The organism is Hymenobacter norwichensis DSM 15439 (assembly GCF_000420705.1).
Lineage (GTDB): Bacteria > Bacteroidota > Bacteroidia > Cytophagales > Hymenobacteraceae > Hymenobacter > Hymenobacter norwichensis.
In genome coordinates, this window is sequence record NZ_ATVL01000011.1 from 124,051 (window position 1) to 139,212 (window position 15,162).

The window sequence follows — 15,162 nt, forward strand, 5'->3', positions numbered from 1 at the left end:
AGCCTTGATAATGACCTGCGTATCTAGCTAATAATCACTACGGTTGAGGTTAATTGATTCCCGGAATGAGAATAAGATTCTTTATTTGAAACTAATAAATAGGATATTTAGAAGTATTTTTAAAAATCTTATTTGTACTAAATTGTTAAGATATAACTATGTCTATCGTGTTTTTACTAAGGTTTGTAGAGCGTAGAGGTGCATTCATCTAAGGCGGAGCACAGTGAACGGAGTATGAATCTGTTGTTTAAGTGCAAATAGGCGTGATTTCGTTCTATAAATTTGCATCATAATCTGAGAGACACACCGACCTACTGCCCTACTTTATGAAACTAAGTGCCAACCCTTTTCACCCTACTACTGGCGAACTGCTTGCTACGTACCGGGATGCTTACCTACGCGGAGACCTCACCAGCAAGAACACGGAAGCTGTTGATGCTTATCTAAAAGCTAACTCTAAGAGCGGCGACGCTATCCTGCGTCGTTATTATGAAATGAAGCAGCTAGGCCACACCGTAAAGCCAATGGGCTGGGTGGAGCGCCAGTTCGAGCTGATTCGGACCGAGCCGCAACGTTTTCGTCGCCGGGCTACGTCGTTGGTAGCAGGTAGCGCCCTGCTGGGCGGCGCCGTTTTTGCCGGCACCAGCCTACCCACCGATAGCACGCCAACCGATGTGGTGCCTACTATGGAGATGCCGGCCGAGCTTTTTGCTTCTACTGCCAGCACCGAGGCTTCGGCCATGCGCATGACCACAGTACGGGGCCGCATCCTCAACGAAAATGGCCAGCCGCTGATTGGCGCCACGGTTATCGACAAAACCAGCGGCCGGGGCGTGAGCACCGATGCTGCCGGCAACTACTCCTTGCCAGTGCGTGTGGGCCAAGCACCGCTGCTGCAATACGGCTACGCCGGTTATCAAGAAGAGGAGCTTCAGCTGAAGGGCCGTGGCACCCAGAACGTAACATTACTCCCCCGCGAAAAAGCCGCAAAAAAGCGGTGGTGGATTTTTTAATAAGCTGTTAGCGAGTTTAGCGTACCCAGTTTTTCTGAGCTTTTACCTGCATGCAATTTCCGTTTCTCAATAGACCTAGCATTCGTAAAGTCACGGTAGGGACGGCCGATGAGGCCGGCCGAGTGGCCCGGACGGTAATGGAAGGCCTGCTGGCCGAACTGCCGGAGCTACTATTGGCTTGCTTGGTGGAAGTGCCTTCGGGCCGCGTGGTAGCTTCTTATACCACCGCCGCCAACCTCAACCCCAATCAGATCAACTTGCGGTACGCCAAGCTGCTGCGCGCCACCGATGCCGCCCTCGCAACCCAACAGATTCCGGGAGGCCCTCTAACGGAAATGACCTTGCTGCTAGAGGACCAGCTTCATATCGTACGGCCGTTACCCAATAGTTCGTGGTACTGTTTTCTGGCAGTCCGATTCGCTGATACTAATCTTGGGATGGCCACCGAGATACTCCGTCGTCACACCTCAAAACTTTAATAAAATCCTTTAAAACTTTACCTCCTTACCATCATGACTTCTGCTAAACAAGCCGTAAAAGATATCCTGAACGAACTGCCTACCCTGCTCGCCGTTGCCGTTGTTGAAACCGAAACCGGTATGCCCCTGGCGTCGCACTCCAACCTCGCCGAGTTCGATATTGAAACTGCCGCTGCTTACAATACCGAAGTGGTGAAGCAGAAGCTGAAAGCTGTACAGGCCCTAAAACTGAACCAGACCGTACAGGATATTCTGCTCACGCTCACCGACCAGCTGCACGTTATTAAGTTGTCGCCTAAAGGTGACAAATTCATTTACCTGGCTGTGAACTCGCGCGACACCAACCTGGCCGTGGCTCGTCAGATTTTGAAAGCTCAAACCGCCGTTCTGAATTAATCAATCAACTCTCTCCCTATTCAGGAAAACCCGCTGGCATTGTCAGTGGGTTTTTTTATGCATCAACAAACACAAAATATCAGTTGGCAAATAATAGACGATGTAAAAATGCGGCACTGCGCGTCTCCTGCCAGAACGATTGGTATTGTGCATTCTAAACAACCTCAGTAACACCGAGACGTGAACCGAAGGTCGGCGTAGCCAAGTGTCGCGTCTCTACATCGTTCAATGATATGCTAATACGTTGTTGCTAGTGCGAGAAATAGGTAGCGGTGCTACGTATAAAGTCAGTAAAAAAGCCCGGCTCGTTTCCGAACCGGGCTTTCCACTACTTAAAGCGCAAGGCAATTATTTGCCTTTGCCTTTTGTGCCGTCTTCCGACGTTTTCTGCTTGCGCTTCTCTTTTTTGCCTTTGCCGTCCTTGGTTACCACTTTCACCTTTTCGGCGTCAAGGGCTGCGGGGGCAGGCGTGGCAGCTGGGGCCGGGGTAGCCACCGCCGGGCCCGATACCCGGTTGCCATCAAGGTCCAGTTCCACCACTTCATAGCCTAGCTCACTAAGACCAGGGAAAGCCTTGGCCCGGTCACCTACCACCACAATGTACATGTTGTCGGCGGGCAGGTACTTTTGGGCGCTGGCTTGCAGGTCTTCGCGCTTCAGGGCCTTCAGAATGTCGCTCTGCTGGCGCACGTAGTCGTTGGGTAGGTCATATTCCAGCAGGCGGCCCAGAAAGGCGGCTTTCTGCTGCGCGGTTTCGTAGCGCAAGGCATCTTGCTGGCCCACCGAGGCTTGTAAGAATTGTAGCTCCTCGTCGGTAGCGCCGTTGCGGTAGTTCTTGATTTCGCTCATAAACTCCTTCACCGAAGCCGCCGTGGCATCGGCGCGCACACCAGCGCTGGCCGTGTAGGGCCCCACGTAGCGCGTGCTTTGGAAGCCGGACCGGGCGCCGTAGGTGTAGCCTTTGTCTTCGCGCAGGTTCAAATTGATGCGCGAGTTGAAGGCACCGCCCAAGATGTAGTTGGCCAGATACGCCCGGTAATAGTCGCCGGTGGCATCATAGGGCAGATTGGTGAGGTAGCCCACCCGGATTTCCGACTGTGCGGCACCGTCCTTGTTCACGAAGTAGATGCGCGTTTTGTCGGGCTGCTGCGCGGTTTCGCCGGCGGGCAGCGTCACGTTTTTGCGGCCCCAGCTTTTCAAAAACGCCAGGCGCGGCGTTACGTCCTTCTGGTCTACGTCACCTACTAGCGTGAGGTAGCTCACGTTGGGCGCGTAGTTCTGCTGGTAGAACTGCTTCACGTCGTCGAGGGTAAGGCCCTGCACGGTGGATGCGCTACCTGAGGAAGGTACGCCCATAATGTCGCCAGGGCTGTAAAGCAGGCGGGCGTAGGCTTTGTTGGCAATTACTACGGGCTGAGTGTTCTGGTTGGCAATGCCTTCCAGGGTCTGCTTCTTCAGCCGGTCGAAATCAGCTTGGTCGAAGCGGGGGCGCAGCAGAATTTCCTCGGCCAGCGCCAGCGTAGCAGGCAGGTTTTTGGTGAGGCTGCTTACCACCATCGTGGTGTTGTCTTCACCGCCGTACACCCGGATGGTGCTGCCCAGCCGGTCGAGGGCCGCCGAAAGCTGCTCGCCGGTGTATTTCTGGGTGCCTTCGTTGAGCATAGACGCCGTAAGCGAAGCTACCCCCGCCTTATTGGGCGTGGCCTGTTCCAGCCGGTGGCCGCCGCGCATGGTCAGCAGCATGGTCACGGTCGGAATTTCGGCGTTGCGGCTACCCATCACCCGCAGGCCGTTCTCAAAGTCTTCGCGCCACACGGGCGGCACCTGCACCACGGGGTTGGTGCCGCTCTTGGGCTGCTTGCTCCGGTCGAAGCTGTCGGTGGCTTTCACGTATTTCAGCCCGGCGTACTCGTCTTTCGGCGCTTTGTAGCTGGCTTTGCTGACCGTGAAGTTGCTGGCTTTGGCCACCAGCTGGCCGCTGCCTTTGGGCACCACGCTCAGTATTACGGCGTGCTTGCCTTTGATGTATTGGTTGTACACCCGTAGCACATCGGCCTTGGTGAGGGCGCGCACGCGCTGTAGCTCCACGGGCAGCCGGTTGGGGTTGCCGGTGTAAGTTTGAAAGGCGGCCAGCTGACTCACTTTGCCGCTCACGCTGCTGAGGCCGTTGATCAGGCTGGCTTCGCGGCTGGCTTTAAAGCGGGCCACATCGTCGTCGGTTACACCACGCTTCTCAAATTCGGCCAGGGTGCGGCGCACCAGCACTTCCATGCTGTCGAGGCCCTTGCCCGGCAGGCTTCGGGCGCTGATAGTGAATTCACCAGCCAACTCAGAAGTGGGGTGATAGGCCTGGGCCTGCACTGCCTTTTGGGTTTTGATGAGGTTTTTGTAGAGCAACGACGTTTTGCCGCCCCCGATTATTTCGGCCAGCGCGTCAACAGCTACTTCATCGGGGTGGTATTGCGGCACGGTTGGGAATACCATTTCCAACAGCGGAAACCGCACGTTGTCCTCGTAGCTCACGTACCGGTCGGTGGCAAGCACTGGCGCCGGGAGCTTCACGTTTTGCACGGCTGGACCCCGGTTGATGGGGCCAAAATATTTCTCCACCAACTTCACCACTTCGGCCGGCTTCACGTCGCCGCCCACCGTGAGGGTCGCGTTGTTGGGGCCGTACCAGCGCAGAAAGAAGTTCTTGAGGTCGTCCACGTTGGAGCGGTCCAAGTCGGCCAGCGAGCCAATAACGGACCAGGAGTATGGGTGACCGTAGGGATAAAGGGTTTTGCTAACATACTCGCCGGCCTGGCCATAGGGGCGATTGTCTACGTTCTGGCCCCGCTCGTTTTTCACCGTGGAGCGCTGCACTTCAAACTTCTGCTGCGTTACGGCGTCTAGCAGAAAGCCCATCCGATCGGCTTCCAGCCACAGCGCGGTTTCCAACTGGTTGTTGGGTACGGTTTCATAATAGTTGGTGCGGTCCTGGCTGGTGGAGCCGTTGAGCGTGCCGCCCGCCGAGCTGACAATCTTGAAATGCTGCTCATCACCCACGTGGTCGGAGCCCTGGAACATCATGTGCTCGAAGAAGTGCGCGAAGCCCGATTTGCCAATCTGCTCCCGCGCTGACCCCACGTGGTAGGTTACATCTACGTGGGTGAGCGGGTCGGAGTGGTCTTCGTGGATAAGCAGCGTCAGGCCGTTGGGCAGCACGTACTTCTCGTACGGAATCACCATTTCCGAGCCGTTGCGGGTTACTTTTTCCACGAGGCGGGTGCCGCCGGTTGTGGCTGCGGCTGGTTTGGCGGCTGGTTTCTGCTGAGCTACAGTAGGCATTGCCAGAGTAAGGCCCAGGCCTAGCAGCCACATAGGTTTCAATCTCATAAAAAGGAGTACGAAGTAGGGGATGGAAAACGTGGTGAAGATAAGTAGCCAATAGACACTAGCAATTACCCGAAGACGCACGGCACAGCCGAGCTTGGCGAAGTCCCAAGCTACTCGCCTTTATTCGTGGAGAACATGCAACTTTCCACTTCTTACCAAGCTCTGTCAAACAACACAATTCCTAGTTTCGGTTTTGGTGGCTTCATGATAAATACATGTGCTCAGCGTAGCTTAACTGAAGAAATCGGCACTTATCTTTACTTGCTTATGCTGCTGCCATGCTTGTAACCAACCTTGAATACCTGCTGCTTTCCCACCGCCCCGATTTAGAGCAGGTATTTCTGCGTTGGACCCGTCCAGCCACTTCCGAGGAACATCGGGCGGGCTACCGGGCCGCCTTGGAAATGGCTAGCCGAGAAAAGGTAGGGCGCTGGCTGATTGACCTGCGCAGCCGTGGATTAGCCGAGCCAGCTGACTTCCGGTGGATTATTACTTCGTTTCGAGAGCAATTGGCTGCTGCTTTGCCGGGGACGCGCCCCAGTCTGGCATACTTAGTTCTGCCTTATCATGCCGAACTGCTCAGCCAGCGTTTAGCCGAAGAAATGGCTACCGATTCGGTGAATACGGTGGCTATCCGTGTCTTCACGGAAGAACAAGCCGCTCAAACGTGGTTGCAGAGCAAATAGGCTATCAAACAAGTGTCTAATTGTCAATTGATTATCTGTCTGGAATCAGTAGCATTTCTTACTGCTTCGTAGCCAATCTTAGGCATGTCTAGCCCTCTGCCCACTGGTAGCGGCGCTGTTTCCATTGGATGTAGCCGGGCCACAGCGTGTAGCCAATTACTGCCATCGACATCACGCACAGATAAGGCTCATACAGGAGCAACAAACCCAAGGACTCGCGGCGGCCAACTTGGCGCAGTGTAACGGCCAGAAACAGCATCTGGCACAGAATTTTGGCCGCATACAGGCTTACTACGAAGGAGAGCGGCAGCAAGCCCGGCCAGAACAGCACGAGGTAGAAGGCGCCATACAAGCCAAACAGAAACGAAAGCTGACTGGGCAGCCGAACGGCGCCTTTCATCCAGCGTTTGCGCTGCCACAGCAGGTGGCGCATGGTAGGTTGCGGTACTGTCACGCCGAGCACGCGCGTATCGCAGAGGTTGCGAAAGTGCCAGCCCTGCGCCACAATGCGCGAAAATAGCTGCAAGTCCTCGGTGATGCTGAATGCCAGCGCCTCGTAGCCCCCAATGGATTCGTAAGCGGCCCGCGTCACGAGCATGTTGTTGCCGACTGAGGTGATGGGCCAGCCCCGGTCAGAAAGCAGCCGGATTACATTGAGGCCGAACAACCAGTCGAGGCCCTGGAGGCGGCCGAAGTGGCTGCCTTCGGCGGTGGTAATACCTGTCACTACGCCCACCTTGTCGGTTTCGGTGGCAGCCAGCATGGCTTGCACCCAGTCGGGCGGCAGGGCCATGTCGGCGTCGGTGAGTAAGAAGTAGTCGGTGGTGGCGGCGCGGCAGAGGTGGGCCAGCGCGTTGCTTTTGCCGCGGGCCGTGCCGAGCTGGTGCCGCACGTGTAGGAGGCGGAATTGCGGCTTGCCTTCAATAAAGCGTGCTACCACGGCGGCGGTGTTGTCGGTGGAAGCGTCGTCGGCAATCAGAATTTCCAGCAACTCGGGTGGGTAGTTGAGGCTGGTTAGGGCGGTCAGGCACCGCTCGATGGTGGCTTCCTCGTTGCGGGCGGCTATCAAGATACTTACCCGTGGCCGAGCTGTGCTATTGGCGGGGGCAGGTCGGGCCAGCAACAGCAGTCCCAGAAATAATACGAACAGCCCAAAAAACAACCCAAAGAATAGCGCAACCAACAGCATACACAACCAGAAAATAAGAAAGGCCACCCCGCACGAATACCAGCAGCAAGCGCGGCCTGATTTGCTTATGATTGTACGGCGTAAAGCCGATTATCTACGGTAGATTAAATGCGGATTTTGGTTGGTTTTCACTCCGTATAAATGCGGAGTAAGAATTCAGGCTCCTGAAACAGAACGCAACAAAAAGCCCCAGCTGCGCAAAGGCAGCCGGGGCTTAGAAGATAGGCAAGTTGTAAGGTGCTACACCCGTGGGTCGAGCTGCACGGGCGTGTCATAGCCGGGGCCTTCCAGCGGCAGCGTAGTGGCGGGTAGTGGCTCGTCGTCGTCGCGCACCCAGAGCGTGAGGATGCCTGCCAGCACCATAGATGCGCCACCCAATGCAATGGTATGCAAGGTGTTGCCTTGGAAGAAGTACATGGTGCAGAACCCCAGAATAGTAGCGGCTACAATCTGCGGAATCACAATAAAGAAGTTGAAAACCCCCATATAATACCCCATTTTATTGGCCGGCAACGACCCCGCCAAGATGGCGTACGGCATACTCAGAATGCTGGCCCAGGCCACGCCTACCATGGCCATCGACACCATAATCAGGCTGGGGTTGGTGATAAGCTCCAACGATAGCAGGCCCAGGCCCCCAATCAGCAAGCACAGCAGGTGCGTGCGGCGGCGGCTGGTGCGCGCCGCAATAAGTGGAATGACAAACGCAAATACCGCGGCTACCCCGTTGCGCACCGATGAGGCCAAGCTCAGCCAGTCGGCGCCGTCGTTGTACTGCTCCTGCACCCGCTCCAGCTCCGCCCGGTCCGCGGCGGCTGGCTGGGCGTGCGTGAGGTAGTAGTTGGCCATGTTGATGGTGACAATCTTGCTGGGCTTATCGGCTTGGAACTGGTTGATTTCCTTGATGTCGGCCAGCAATGCACTCAGCTCTTTCTGGGCTTTGGCGTCGGTTTCGCGGCCGGCGGCTGTGCCAATGAAGGTAGAAACCCGGCCGTACAAGGCGTTGTCTACCTTCATGTTGTAGATGTTGCTGGTAACGGCGTTGGTGGAATATATCCACATCGAAAACAGCGCAAACCAGGTGAAAAACTGCACCAACGCGAGTTGGCGCATGGCCGTGGGCATCTTGAAAACCCCCATAAACGACTCGCGCAGTCCGTCCCAAATACCGGCTTCGGCGTTTTCCTTGCGGAAGGCTTCCATGTCTTCGGGCGGGGTTTCCTGGGTGGTAAATACCGTGTACATGACGGCCAGAATGAAGGCCAGCCCGCCCACGTAGAACGACCATTTCACCGAGTCGGGGATTTCGCCGTTGGCGGCGGTATTGCTCAGGTTAAACCAGTTCTTGAAAATCCAGGGCAAGGCCGCCGCAATAACCGACCCTACGCCAATAAAGAAGCTCTGCATGGCGAAGCCGCTGGTGCGCTGCTCGCCCGGCAACTTGTCGCCGACGAAGGCCCGGAACGGCTCCATGCTGATGTTGATGCTGGCATCCAGAATCCAGAGCATGCCGCCGGCCATCCACAGCGCCGACGAGTTAGGCATTATAAACAAGGCCAGCGTAGCCAGAATAGCGCCAATGGCAAAAAACGGCCGGCGGCGGCCCCAGCGCGGGCTCCAGGTCCGGTCGGAGTAATAGCCGATGATGGGTTGCACGAGCAGGCCGGTGAGCGGAGCCGCAATCCACAGAATTGGAATGTCGTCCTTGTTGGCGCCCAGCGTTTCAAAGATGCGACTAACATTAGAGTTTTGCAGCTCGAACCCGAACTGAATGCCCATAAAGCCGAAGCTCATGTTCCAGATTTGCCAGAAACTCAGGCGGGGTTTTTGGCGGGTTTCGGCAGATGCTGCCGCTACGCTGATAGCCATTAGTGTGGGAATTTTGGTGGGAGAACGGGAGGTGAAAAACTAACGATGAAACGTCATGCTGAGCTTGCCGAAGCATCTCTACCAGTTCGTTGCAACGGTTCAGACGAAGCGGTAGAGATGCTTCGGCAAGCTCAGCATGACGTTCTTTCTTAATTGCCTTTGGGCTTGATTTCGAAGATATAGGCGCTCAGCGGTGGTAGCGTGAGCGTGAGGTACTCGGTGGGGGGCGTGTTGTTCAGCAGGTCGGTGTAGGTGCAGAACCGGTCGGGGGCTAGGCCCATGAGTTTGCGGGCTTCCTGCGGAATGGTGATGGTAGGCTTGCTGGTTTTGTCGCGGCTGAAGTTCACCACGATAAGCAGGCGCTGCTTATCAGTGTAGCGCAGAAAGCTGTACACGTGCTGCTGGTCGTAATCTTTGCCGAGGTTGTTGGCGTCCTGCAACTCGTAGAACTTGCCTTTGCGGATGGCTTCGCTGGTGCTGGTCAGGTTGAGCAAGCGGCTGTAGAAGTTGCGCAGCTGCTTCTGGCTTTCCGAGAGCTTGCCACCATCAAACTTGCCGCCGTTCATCCATTTCTGGTGCTCCGGCACGCCCCAATAATCAAAGATGGTGGTGCGCCCATCCTGGCTGGAAAAGCCTTCGGCCCCCAGCGCCGGCTCGCCTACCTCCTGCCCCGAGTACACCATCACCGGCCCCGAACCCAGCGTAGCAGTAACCACCATGGCCGGAATGGCCGTGCGCGGGTCGGTGGCAAAGTCCTTAGAAGCAATGCGTTGCTCGTCGTGGTTTTCCAGGAAGCGCAGCATCTTCGACGAGAAGCCGCGGCTTTCTTCTTTCCAGACTTTGGTAATTTCCTCGGTGTTGCCGCCGCCGGTCATCAGGCGGCGCAGGGCGTCGTAGAGGCCCACTTTGTCATAGAGAAAGTCGAACTGGCCCTTCTCCAGGTAGGTGCGGTACTCCTTAGGGTTGTAGGCTTCGGCCAGGAAAATGATGTTGGGCTTCACCTTCTTCACCTCCGGAATCACCCAGGCCCAAAACTCCACGGGCACCATTTCCACCATGTCGCAGCGGAAGCCGTCCACGTCTTTCTTGGCCCAGAACACCAGAATGTCGCGCATCTTCTTCCACGTATCCGGGATGGGCTCGAAGTGGGTCTGGCGGTTGCTTTGGTAATCGACGCCGTAGTTGAGCTTCACCGTTTCATACCAGTCGTTCACGCTGGGCGCGGCCGAAAACACGTCGTTGCCGGTGGCTTTAGCGGGCGTTTCGGTGTACTTGCCGTCTTCGCGCGGGCCGAGGGCGGCGCCCAGCGGGTTGCCGGCTTTCGGTACTACCAAGCTCTGGCCGGGCAGGTAGTAGAAGTTGTTGTTGGGCGCGAAGGCCTTGGTTTTGTCGTCGGTGGCACCCAAATCCACCACGCCGCCGGGCTTGGCATCCGACTTATAGCTGCGCGCTACGTGGTTCGGAATAAAGTCCATGAGCACCTTCAGGTCGTTGGCGTGGGTGCGCTTGATGAGGGCCTCGTACTCGGCCATGCGGTTCTTCACGTTCACGGCCAGGTCGGGAGCCACGTCGTAGTAGTCCTTGATGGCGTAGGGCGAGCCGGCGCGGCCTTTTATCACGTCGGCATCGTCGGGGCCGGGGCCGCCTTGCTTGGTGAAGTCGGTCATGGTGGCGTGCTCAATCACGCCGGTAAACCATACGTGGCTGACTCCCAGCTTCTTGATTTCCTGGAGGGCCTTGTCGGTGATGTCGTTGAACTTGCCCGTGCCGTTTTCCTGCACGGTGCCGTAGGGCTTGTTCACGGCGGTTTTGTTACCAAATAGGCGCGTCATCAACTGGTAGATGACCAGCTTGTTGTCCTGGGGCACCTCGTCGGTGGTATTGGGGTCCGCTAGGATGATTGGTTCAGGCACGGCGGAAGAAGTAGGCGAGAATGGAAAGGAAAAGGCCGCCAACGCAAAAGCGGTAGCCACAGCCGGCAAAAAGAGGTTCTTCATACGCTGTGTAAGATAGATGTTTGCGTGGTTAGCTAGCGAAGTTGCGGCCGGTGGGTTTCTCGCAGGGTTTCGCGGGGTTAGGCGCAGGGTTTCGCGGGGTCGTTCTATAGCCCGTTAACGATGCGGACGATGTGGTCTTTCAAGGAAACCACATTGAGATTGATGAGTTGACCGAGCTTCAGGTTTGTTAATTTCAGGTACGTCAGCAGCTGCTTATGATGTACATCAAGCAAGCCTTCCACCGACTTCACTTCCACAATTACCTTCTTCTCAACCAGAATATCCAGCCGGAAACCTAGCTCCAGCCGCACGCCGTCATACACTACTGGCAGCGGTACCTGGGCGGCCACTTGCAAGCCCGCTTTCCGCAGCTCGTGCACCAATGCGGCCTCGTACACCGACTCCAGCAGACCTGGCCCCAGCGTAGTATGCACCCGAAAAGCGGCCCGCATCACCGTTAAGGAAATTTCGTTCTCGTGCATAAAAACCCTGCGAAACCCTGCGTAAAACCCCGCGAAACCCTGCGAGAAAAACCTACTTCCGCAACTCCACCACCAGCGCCGACCAGCCCGGCACCTTGAAGGATTTTAAATCGGTAACGGCAGCGCCCGACACCACCTCGGTACCAGTGCTAAACCCACCAAGTCGCTCCGCAAACCGGGTGCCGTCCACGGTTTTTTCGTCTTGGTTGGAGTTGAGCATCACCATCACCGTTTCGCCTTGGTCGTTGTAGCGGAAGTAGGTGTAGATGCCATCCTGCGGGATAAACTGCATTAGCTTACCGGTTTGCAGTACCGGGTGCGCTTTGCGGTAGGTGCCCAGCTTACTCAGGTACGTGAAGGCCTCCTGCTCCTGCGGCGTACGGCCGGTGGCCGTAAACTTGTTCTGCTTGTCGCCGGAGAAACCGCCGGGGAAGTCGGCGCGCACCAGGCCGTCGGGGTTGGAGAAGTTCTTCATCAGAATCTCGGTGCCGTAGTACAGTTGCGGAATGCCGCGGGTGGTCAGCAGCCAGGCAAAGCCCATTTTCAGGCGCGGCAAACTCTCCCCAATCACCGAATACACCCGGCTCATGTCGTGGTTGTCCATGAACACCACGTTGCGGGTGGCATCCTCGTACAGCCAGTCGCCTTGCAGGGCTTCGTACAGGCGAGTGGGGTTGCCTTTCTCTTTCAGCGCGTCCCAAATGGCGTTCTGCGACTGGAAATCGAGCACGCCGGGCAGGTTGCTCTTGAAGCCATCCACGGGCGGCAGAATGTTGCGGGCGAAGAAGGCCTGCTGGGCCGTGCTACCCACCCAGGCCTCCCCGAACATACCCAACTGCGGGTACTCATCGAGCAGCGCCTTGCCCCAGTCCATCAGAAATTTGGGGTCGGAGTACGGGTACGTATCAATGCGGTAGCCGTCGAGGCCAGTGTATTCCACCCACCACAAAAAGTTCTGAATCAGGTAGGTAGATACCAGCGGGTTACTCTGGTTGACGTCGGGCATGGTGGTGTCAAACCAGCCTTTGTTGTACAGGTCCCGGTCGCGCGCGGAGCCGTAGGGGTCGTTGAGGGCAGAGGAGTTGTAGTTGCTGCGCGTGAAGGCAGGCCACTGGTTGAACCAGTCTTTGGCCGGCTGGTCCAGGAACAGGTAGTTGTAGCTGCCCATGTGGTTGAGCACCACGTCATGAATCACCTTGAGGCCGTTCTGATGGGCCTTCTGCACAAATTGGGCGTACTCCTCGGTAGTGCCGTAGCGCGGGTCGGAGTTGTAGTAATCCGTCACGGCGTAGCCATGGTAGCTGGCCTTGGGCATGTCGTTTTCGGTTACCGGTGTGGGCCAGATGGCCGTCACACCCATGCTTTTCAGGTAATCGAAATGCTGCTCGATGCCCTTGTAGTCGCCGCCGTGGCGGGCGTACATCGAGTCGCGGGCCACAGTGCGGGCGCGAGCCGTTTTGATGATGTCGTTTTTCGGGTCGCCGTTGGCGAAACGGTCCGGCATCAGGAAGTAGATAAAATCGGAGCTGTTGATGCCCTGCACCCGGCTTTTGTCGGTGCTGCGGGCGCGCAGTTCGTAGTCGTACTTCAGCTTGGTTTTGCCGCCCGCAAATTCCAGTTTCAGCTTGCCCGGCTTGGCATCGGGCGCAATGTTCAGGTTGACTAGCAGGTAGTTGGGGCTTTCCAGCTTCTGGGTGCCCTCCAGCGTCACGCCGGGGTAAGCGGCCATCGTTAGCTTGCTGTCGGCAATACCGGGGTTGTGTACCAGCAGCTGGAGCTTGGGGTTCTTCATGCCCACCCACCAAAAAGTCGGGTCAATGCGCTGGATGCTAGCGAGCTTTTTGGCAGGCACCACCGAGGCGGCCGACGGATGAGCGTGAACCTGCATAGTAGGGATAGTCAGCAGGCAAGTTGCCAGGGCTGGCAGCAGGAAACGAGAAAGCTTCATGGGAATGTGGGAATAGTAGAATGGGGGCGGCAAGGTAACAATTCAATAGCCTACTGGATGGTCAAACGTGGTTTCTCGCAGAGGTCCGCAGAGGAGAAACGCAGAGGTTCGCAGTGTTCTGGCGCTGGCAATTTGTGCAAACGCAAGAAGCCCCGCCAAATGGCGAGGCTTCCAAAAAACCAGTTACGAACAACGAAAAACGGCCTATTGCAGCTTAGCCAGCCAAAGTGAGGCGTTCAGGTGCAGGCGCGGGTGGCTCACGTTCTCGCCCCAGCCGTCGTACACGGTGTTGCCGGGCGAGCCGGTGCCGTCGTCGGCGGGCGAGGAGTCACCGATAATCACCACGCGGCCCGAGCCGAACGTGCTGCTGGCGGCCATGGCCAAGGTGTTGCCCTGTGAAGTGGCCGAGGTGCGCCAGATCAGGCCCTGCACGGTGCTGTTGGCGGTGGGGTTGAGCGTCATGGTCGCGCCGTTGTGGAAGGAAAGCTGCGACACCGCGCCCTGCGAACCATTCAAGATGGGGTTGGTACCAGCGCGCACGTTGCTGCTATTCTCCACAATGTTGTCGAGGTTCACCGAGAAGCCGAACGGGTTGGCTTGCACCGAGTTATTCTGCATCAAATCGTTCCAGATGTCCGGTGAGTCGTAGCCGTCGTTGTTGCGGTCGGAAATGTCGTGGTCGGAAATCATGAACAAGCCGCCCCCGTTCTGCACGAACCGCAGGATGGCCGTTTTCTCGGCCGCTGTGAAAATGATGTTCGGCTCATCGACCACAAATACGTTGTAGAAGCTCAGATCTTGCGGGTTGCTGGTGTTGCCGTAGCTGATGGCGGTTCCGGCTGGCAACTGCTCCACCGTGTGGCCCTGCTTGGCCAGTGCCACGCCCCAGGCCGAAATAGCGCCCGTCCAGTAGGTTTCGGCGGTGCTGCTGGTGATGCCGCTTTGCGCCGGCGTAGGGTAGCGTGAGGGGATGCCGCTGTTCACGTCCAGCACCCAGTCGGCGTTGCCGGCCAGTTCGCCGTGCGAGCCGTCGAACAGGAATTTCTTGGCGCCGGTGGTTGGGGGCGGCGTGGTGGTACCGCCGCCGTACTGCTCCACGGTCACGTTATCGAAATTGATGCGGTTGGTGCCGCCGCTGATTTTGCGGAGTTGCAGGCGTACCGTGCCACTCAAATTTACCGTGAACGAGGCCGTGCTCAGCGTAGCGCTGCTGCTGGTGACAGTGCTACCTACTTTCACGTACGAGCTGCCGCTGTTCTGGCTTGCCCATAGCTCCCACTGCGAGCTACCATCGGTGCCGTACACAGCGTGCCCTACGGTAACCACGCCCGCGCCGGCCGTGGTGTTGAAGTTCATGCCCACCGAGCCCACGTTGCGCACCCGCACCGATTGGCTGCCGGTTTTGGCGTCGGCGGTGGTGTTGCCCAGCAGGGCGTCGTTCAGGGTCCAGGAGCCCGAGCTGAGCGTGACGGAGCCCGTGGTATAGGCGGTTTTGGTGCCGGTTTCAAAGGTTTCAGGAAAGCCGGTAGCACTTACATCGGCAATGCTGGAAATAGTGGCTGGGGCGGCGCTGGGCGTGGGTTCCAGCTTGGTGCAGGCCGCCGACAAAGCCAGCAGAGCACCTGCAAAAATGGGGTTGAACTTCATGAAAGGGTTGGTTGTGGTTGGAAGGGAAGAGGACAGAAGTGCAAAAATAACCTACCGGTCAGGCGGTTACCGCAACGG

Annotated in this window: 11 protein-coding genes; 4 read left to right on the forward strand and 7 right to left on the reverse strand. The window is 57.1% G+C overall.

Annotation, left to right across the window (positions count from 1 at the left end; all coding sequences use genetic code 11):
- Positions 1–326: 326 nt before the first annotated feature.
- Genes G536_RS0121170 through G536_RS0121180 form a run of 3 tightly spaced genes read left to right on the forward strand, consistent with a single transcriptional unit; the run spans position 327 to position 1,888 of the window.
- Positions 327–1,013: a carboxypeptidase-like regulatory domain-containing protein gene (locus G536_RS0121170; protein ID WP_022825607.1), complete on the forward strand. Its 687-nt coding sequence runs from the start codon at positions 327–329 to the stop codon at positions 1,011–1,013.
- Positions 1,014–1,063: 50 nt separating this feature from the next.
- Positions 1,064–1,492: a hypothetical protein gene (locus tag G536_RS0121175; protein ID WP_022825608.1), complete on the forward strand. Its 429-nt coding sequence runs from the start codon at positions 1,064–1,066 to the stop codon at positions 1,490–1,492.
- A gap of 33 nt (positions 1,493–1,525) precedes the next feature.
- Positions 1,526–1,888 (forward strand): hypothetical protein, encoded by a 363-nt coding sequence (locus tag G536_RS0121180; RefSeq protein ID WP_022825609.1) that lies wholly within the window; start codon positions 1,526–1,528, stop codon positions 1,886–1,888.
- A 348-nt stretch (positions 1,889–2,236) separates the two neighbouring features.
- Here the strand turns inward: G536_RS0121180 and G536_RS0121185 are convergent, their stop codons facing one another.
- Positions 2,237–5,266 (reverse strand): M16 family metallopeptidase, encoded by a 3,030-nt coding sequence (locus G536_RS0121185; protein ID WP_026880449.1) that lies wholly within the window; start codon positions 5,264–5,266, stop codon positions 2,237–2,239.
- Between the two features lie 278 nt (positions 5,267–5,544).
- Between G536_RS0121185 and G536_RS0121190 the strand changes: the two genes are divergently transcribed.
- Positions 5,545–5,952, forward strand: a complete 408-nt coding sequence (locus tag G536_RS0121190; protein ID WP_022825611.1) for a hypothetical protein — start codon at positions 5,545–5,547, stop codon at positions 5,950–5,952.
- A gap of 88 nt (positions 5,953–6,040) precedes the next feature.
- Here G536_RS0121190 and G536_RS0121195 read toward each other — a convergent pair whose 3' ends face one another.
- From G536_RS0121195 to G536_RS31070, 6 genes are all read right to left on the reverse strand, one after another.
- On the reverse strand, positions 6,041–7,141 hold the full coding sequence (locus G536_RS0121195; protein ID WP_022825612.1) for a glycosyltransferase: 1,101 nt from the start codon (positions 7,139–7,141) through the stop codon (positions 6,041–6,043).
- Between the two features lie 240 nt (positions 7,142–7,381).
- Entirely contained in the window at positions 7,382–9,010 is a 1,629-nt protein-coding gene (locus tag G536_RS31620) for an MFS transporter (RefSeq protein WP_022825613.1), read from the reverse strand.
- A 149-nt stretch (positions 9,011–9,159) separates the two neighbouring features.
- A complete protein-coding gene (locus G536_RS29265; RefSeq protein WP_022825614.1) occupies positions 9,160–11,007 on the reverse strand; it encodes an alpha-amylase family glycosyl hydrolase in 1,848 nt (615 codons plus the stop codon).
- Between the two features lie 104 nt (positions 11,008–11,111).
- Positions 11,112–11,489: a GxxExxY protein gene (locus G536_RS0121210; RefSeq protein ID WP_022825615.1), complete on the reverse strand. Its 378-nt coding sequence runs from the start codon at positions 11,487–11,489 to the stop codon at positions 11,112–11,114.
- Between the two features lie 52 nt (positions 11,490–11,541).
- On the reverse strand, positions 11,542–13,437 hold the full coding sequence (locus G536_RS0121215; RefSeq protein WP_022825616.1) for a glycoside hydrolase family 13 protein: 1,896 nt from the start codon (positions 13,435–13,437) through the stop codon (positions 11,542–11,544).
- 204 nt (positions 13,438–13,641) lie between these two features.
- A complete protein-coding gene (locus tag G536_RS31070; protein ID WP_051167063.1) occupies positions 13,642–15,084 on the reverse strand; it encodes a hypothetical protein in 1,443 nt (480 codons plus the stop codon).
- Between the last annotated feature and the right edge of the window lie 78 nt (positions 15,085–15,162).

Coding starts and splice junctions, on each gene's coding strand:
- G536_RS31070 (WP_051167063.1), bottom strand. CDS start 15,084: ATGAAGTTCAACCCCATTTTTGCAGGTGCTCTGCTGGCTTTGTCGGCG.
- G536_RS31620 (WP_022825613.1), bottom strand. CDS start 9,010: ATGGCTATCAGCGTAGCGGCAGCATCTGCCGAAACCCGCCAAAAACCC.
- G536_RS0121175 (WP_022825608.1), top strand. CDS start 1,064: ATGCAATTTCCGTTTCTCAATAGACCTAGCATTCGTAAAGTCACGGTA.
- G536_RS0121210 (WP_022825615.1), bottom strand. CDS start 11,489: ATGCACGAGAACGAAATTTCCTTAACGGTGATGCGGGCCGCTTTTCGG.
- G536_RS0121185 (WP_026880449.1), bottom strand. CDS start 5,266: ATGAGATTGAAACCTATGTGGCTGCTAGGCCTGGGCCTTACTCTGGCA.
- G536_RS0121170 (WP_022825607.1), top strand. CDS start 327: ATGAAACTAAGTGCCAACCCTTTTCACCCTACTACTGGCGAACTGCTT.
- G536_RS0121215 (WP_022825616.1), bottom strand. CDS start 13,437: ATGAAGCTTTCTCGTTTCCTGCTGCCAGCCCTGGCAACTTGCCTGCTG.
- G536_RS0121195 (WP_022825612.1), bottom strand. CDS start 7,141: ATGCTGTTGGTTGCGCTATTCTTTGGGTTGTTTTTTGGGCTGTTCGTA.
- G536_RS29265 (WP_022825614.1), bottom strand. CDS start 11,007: ATGAAGAACCTCTTTTTGCCGGCTGTGGCTACCGCTTTTGCGTTGGCG.
- G536_RS0121180 (WP_022825609.1), top strand. CDS start 1,526: ATGACTTCTGCTAAACAAGCCGTAAAAGATATCCTGAACGAACTGCCT.
- G536_RS0121190 (WP_022825611.1), top strand. CDS start 5,545: ATGCTTGTAACCAACCTTGAATACCTGCTGCTTTCCCACCGCCCCGAT.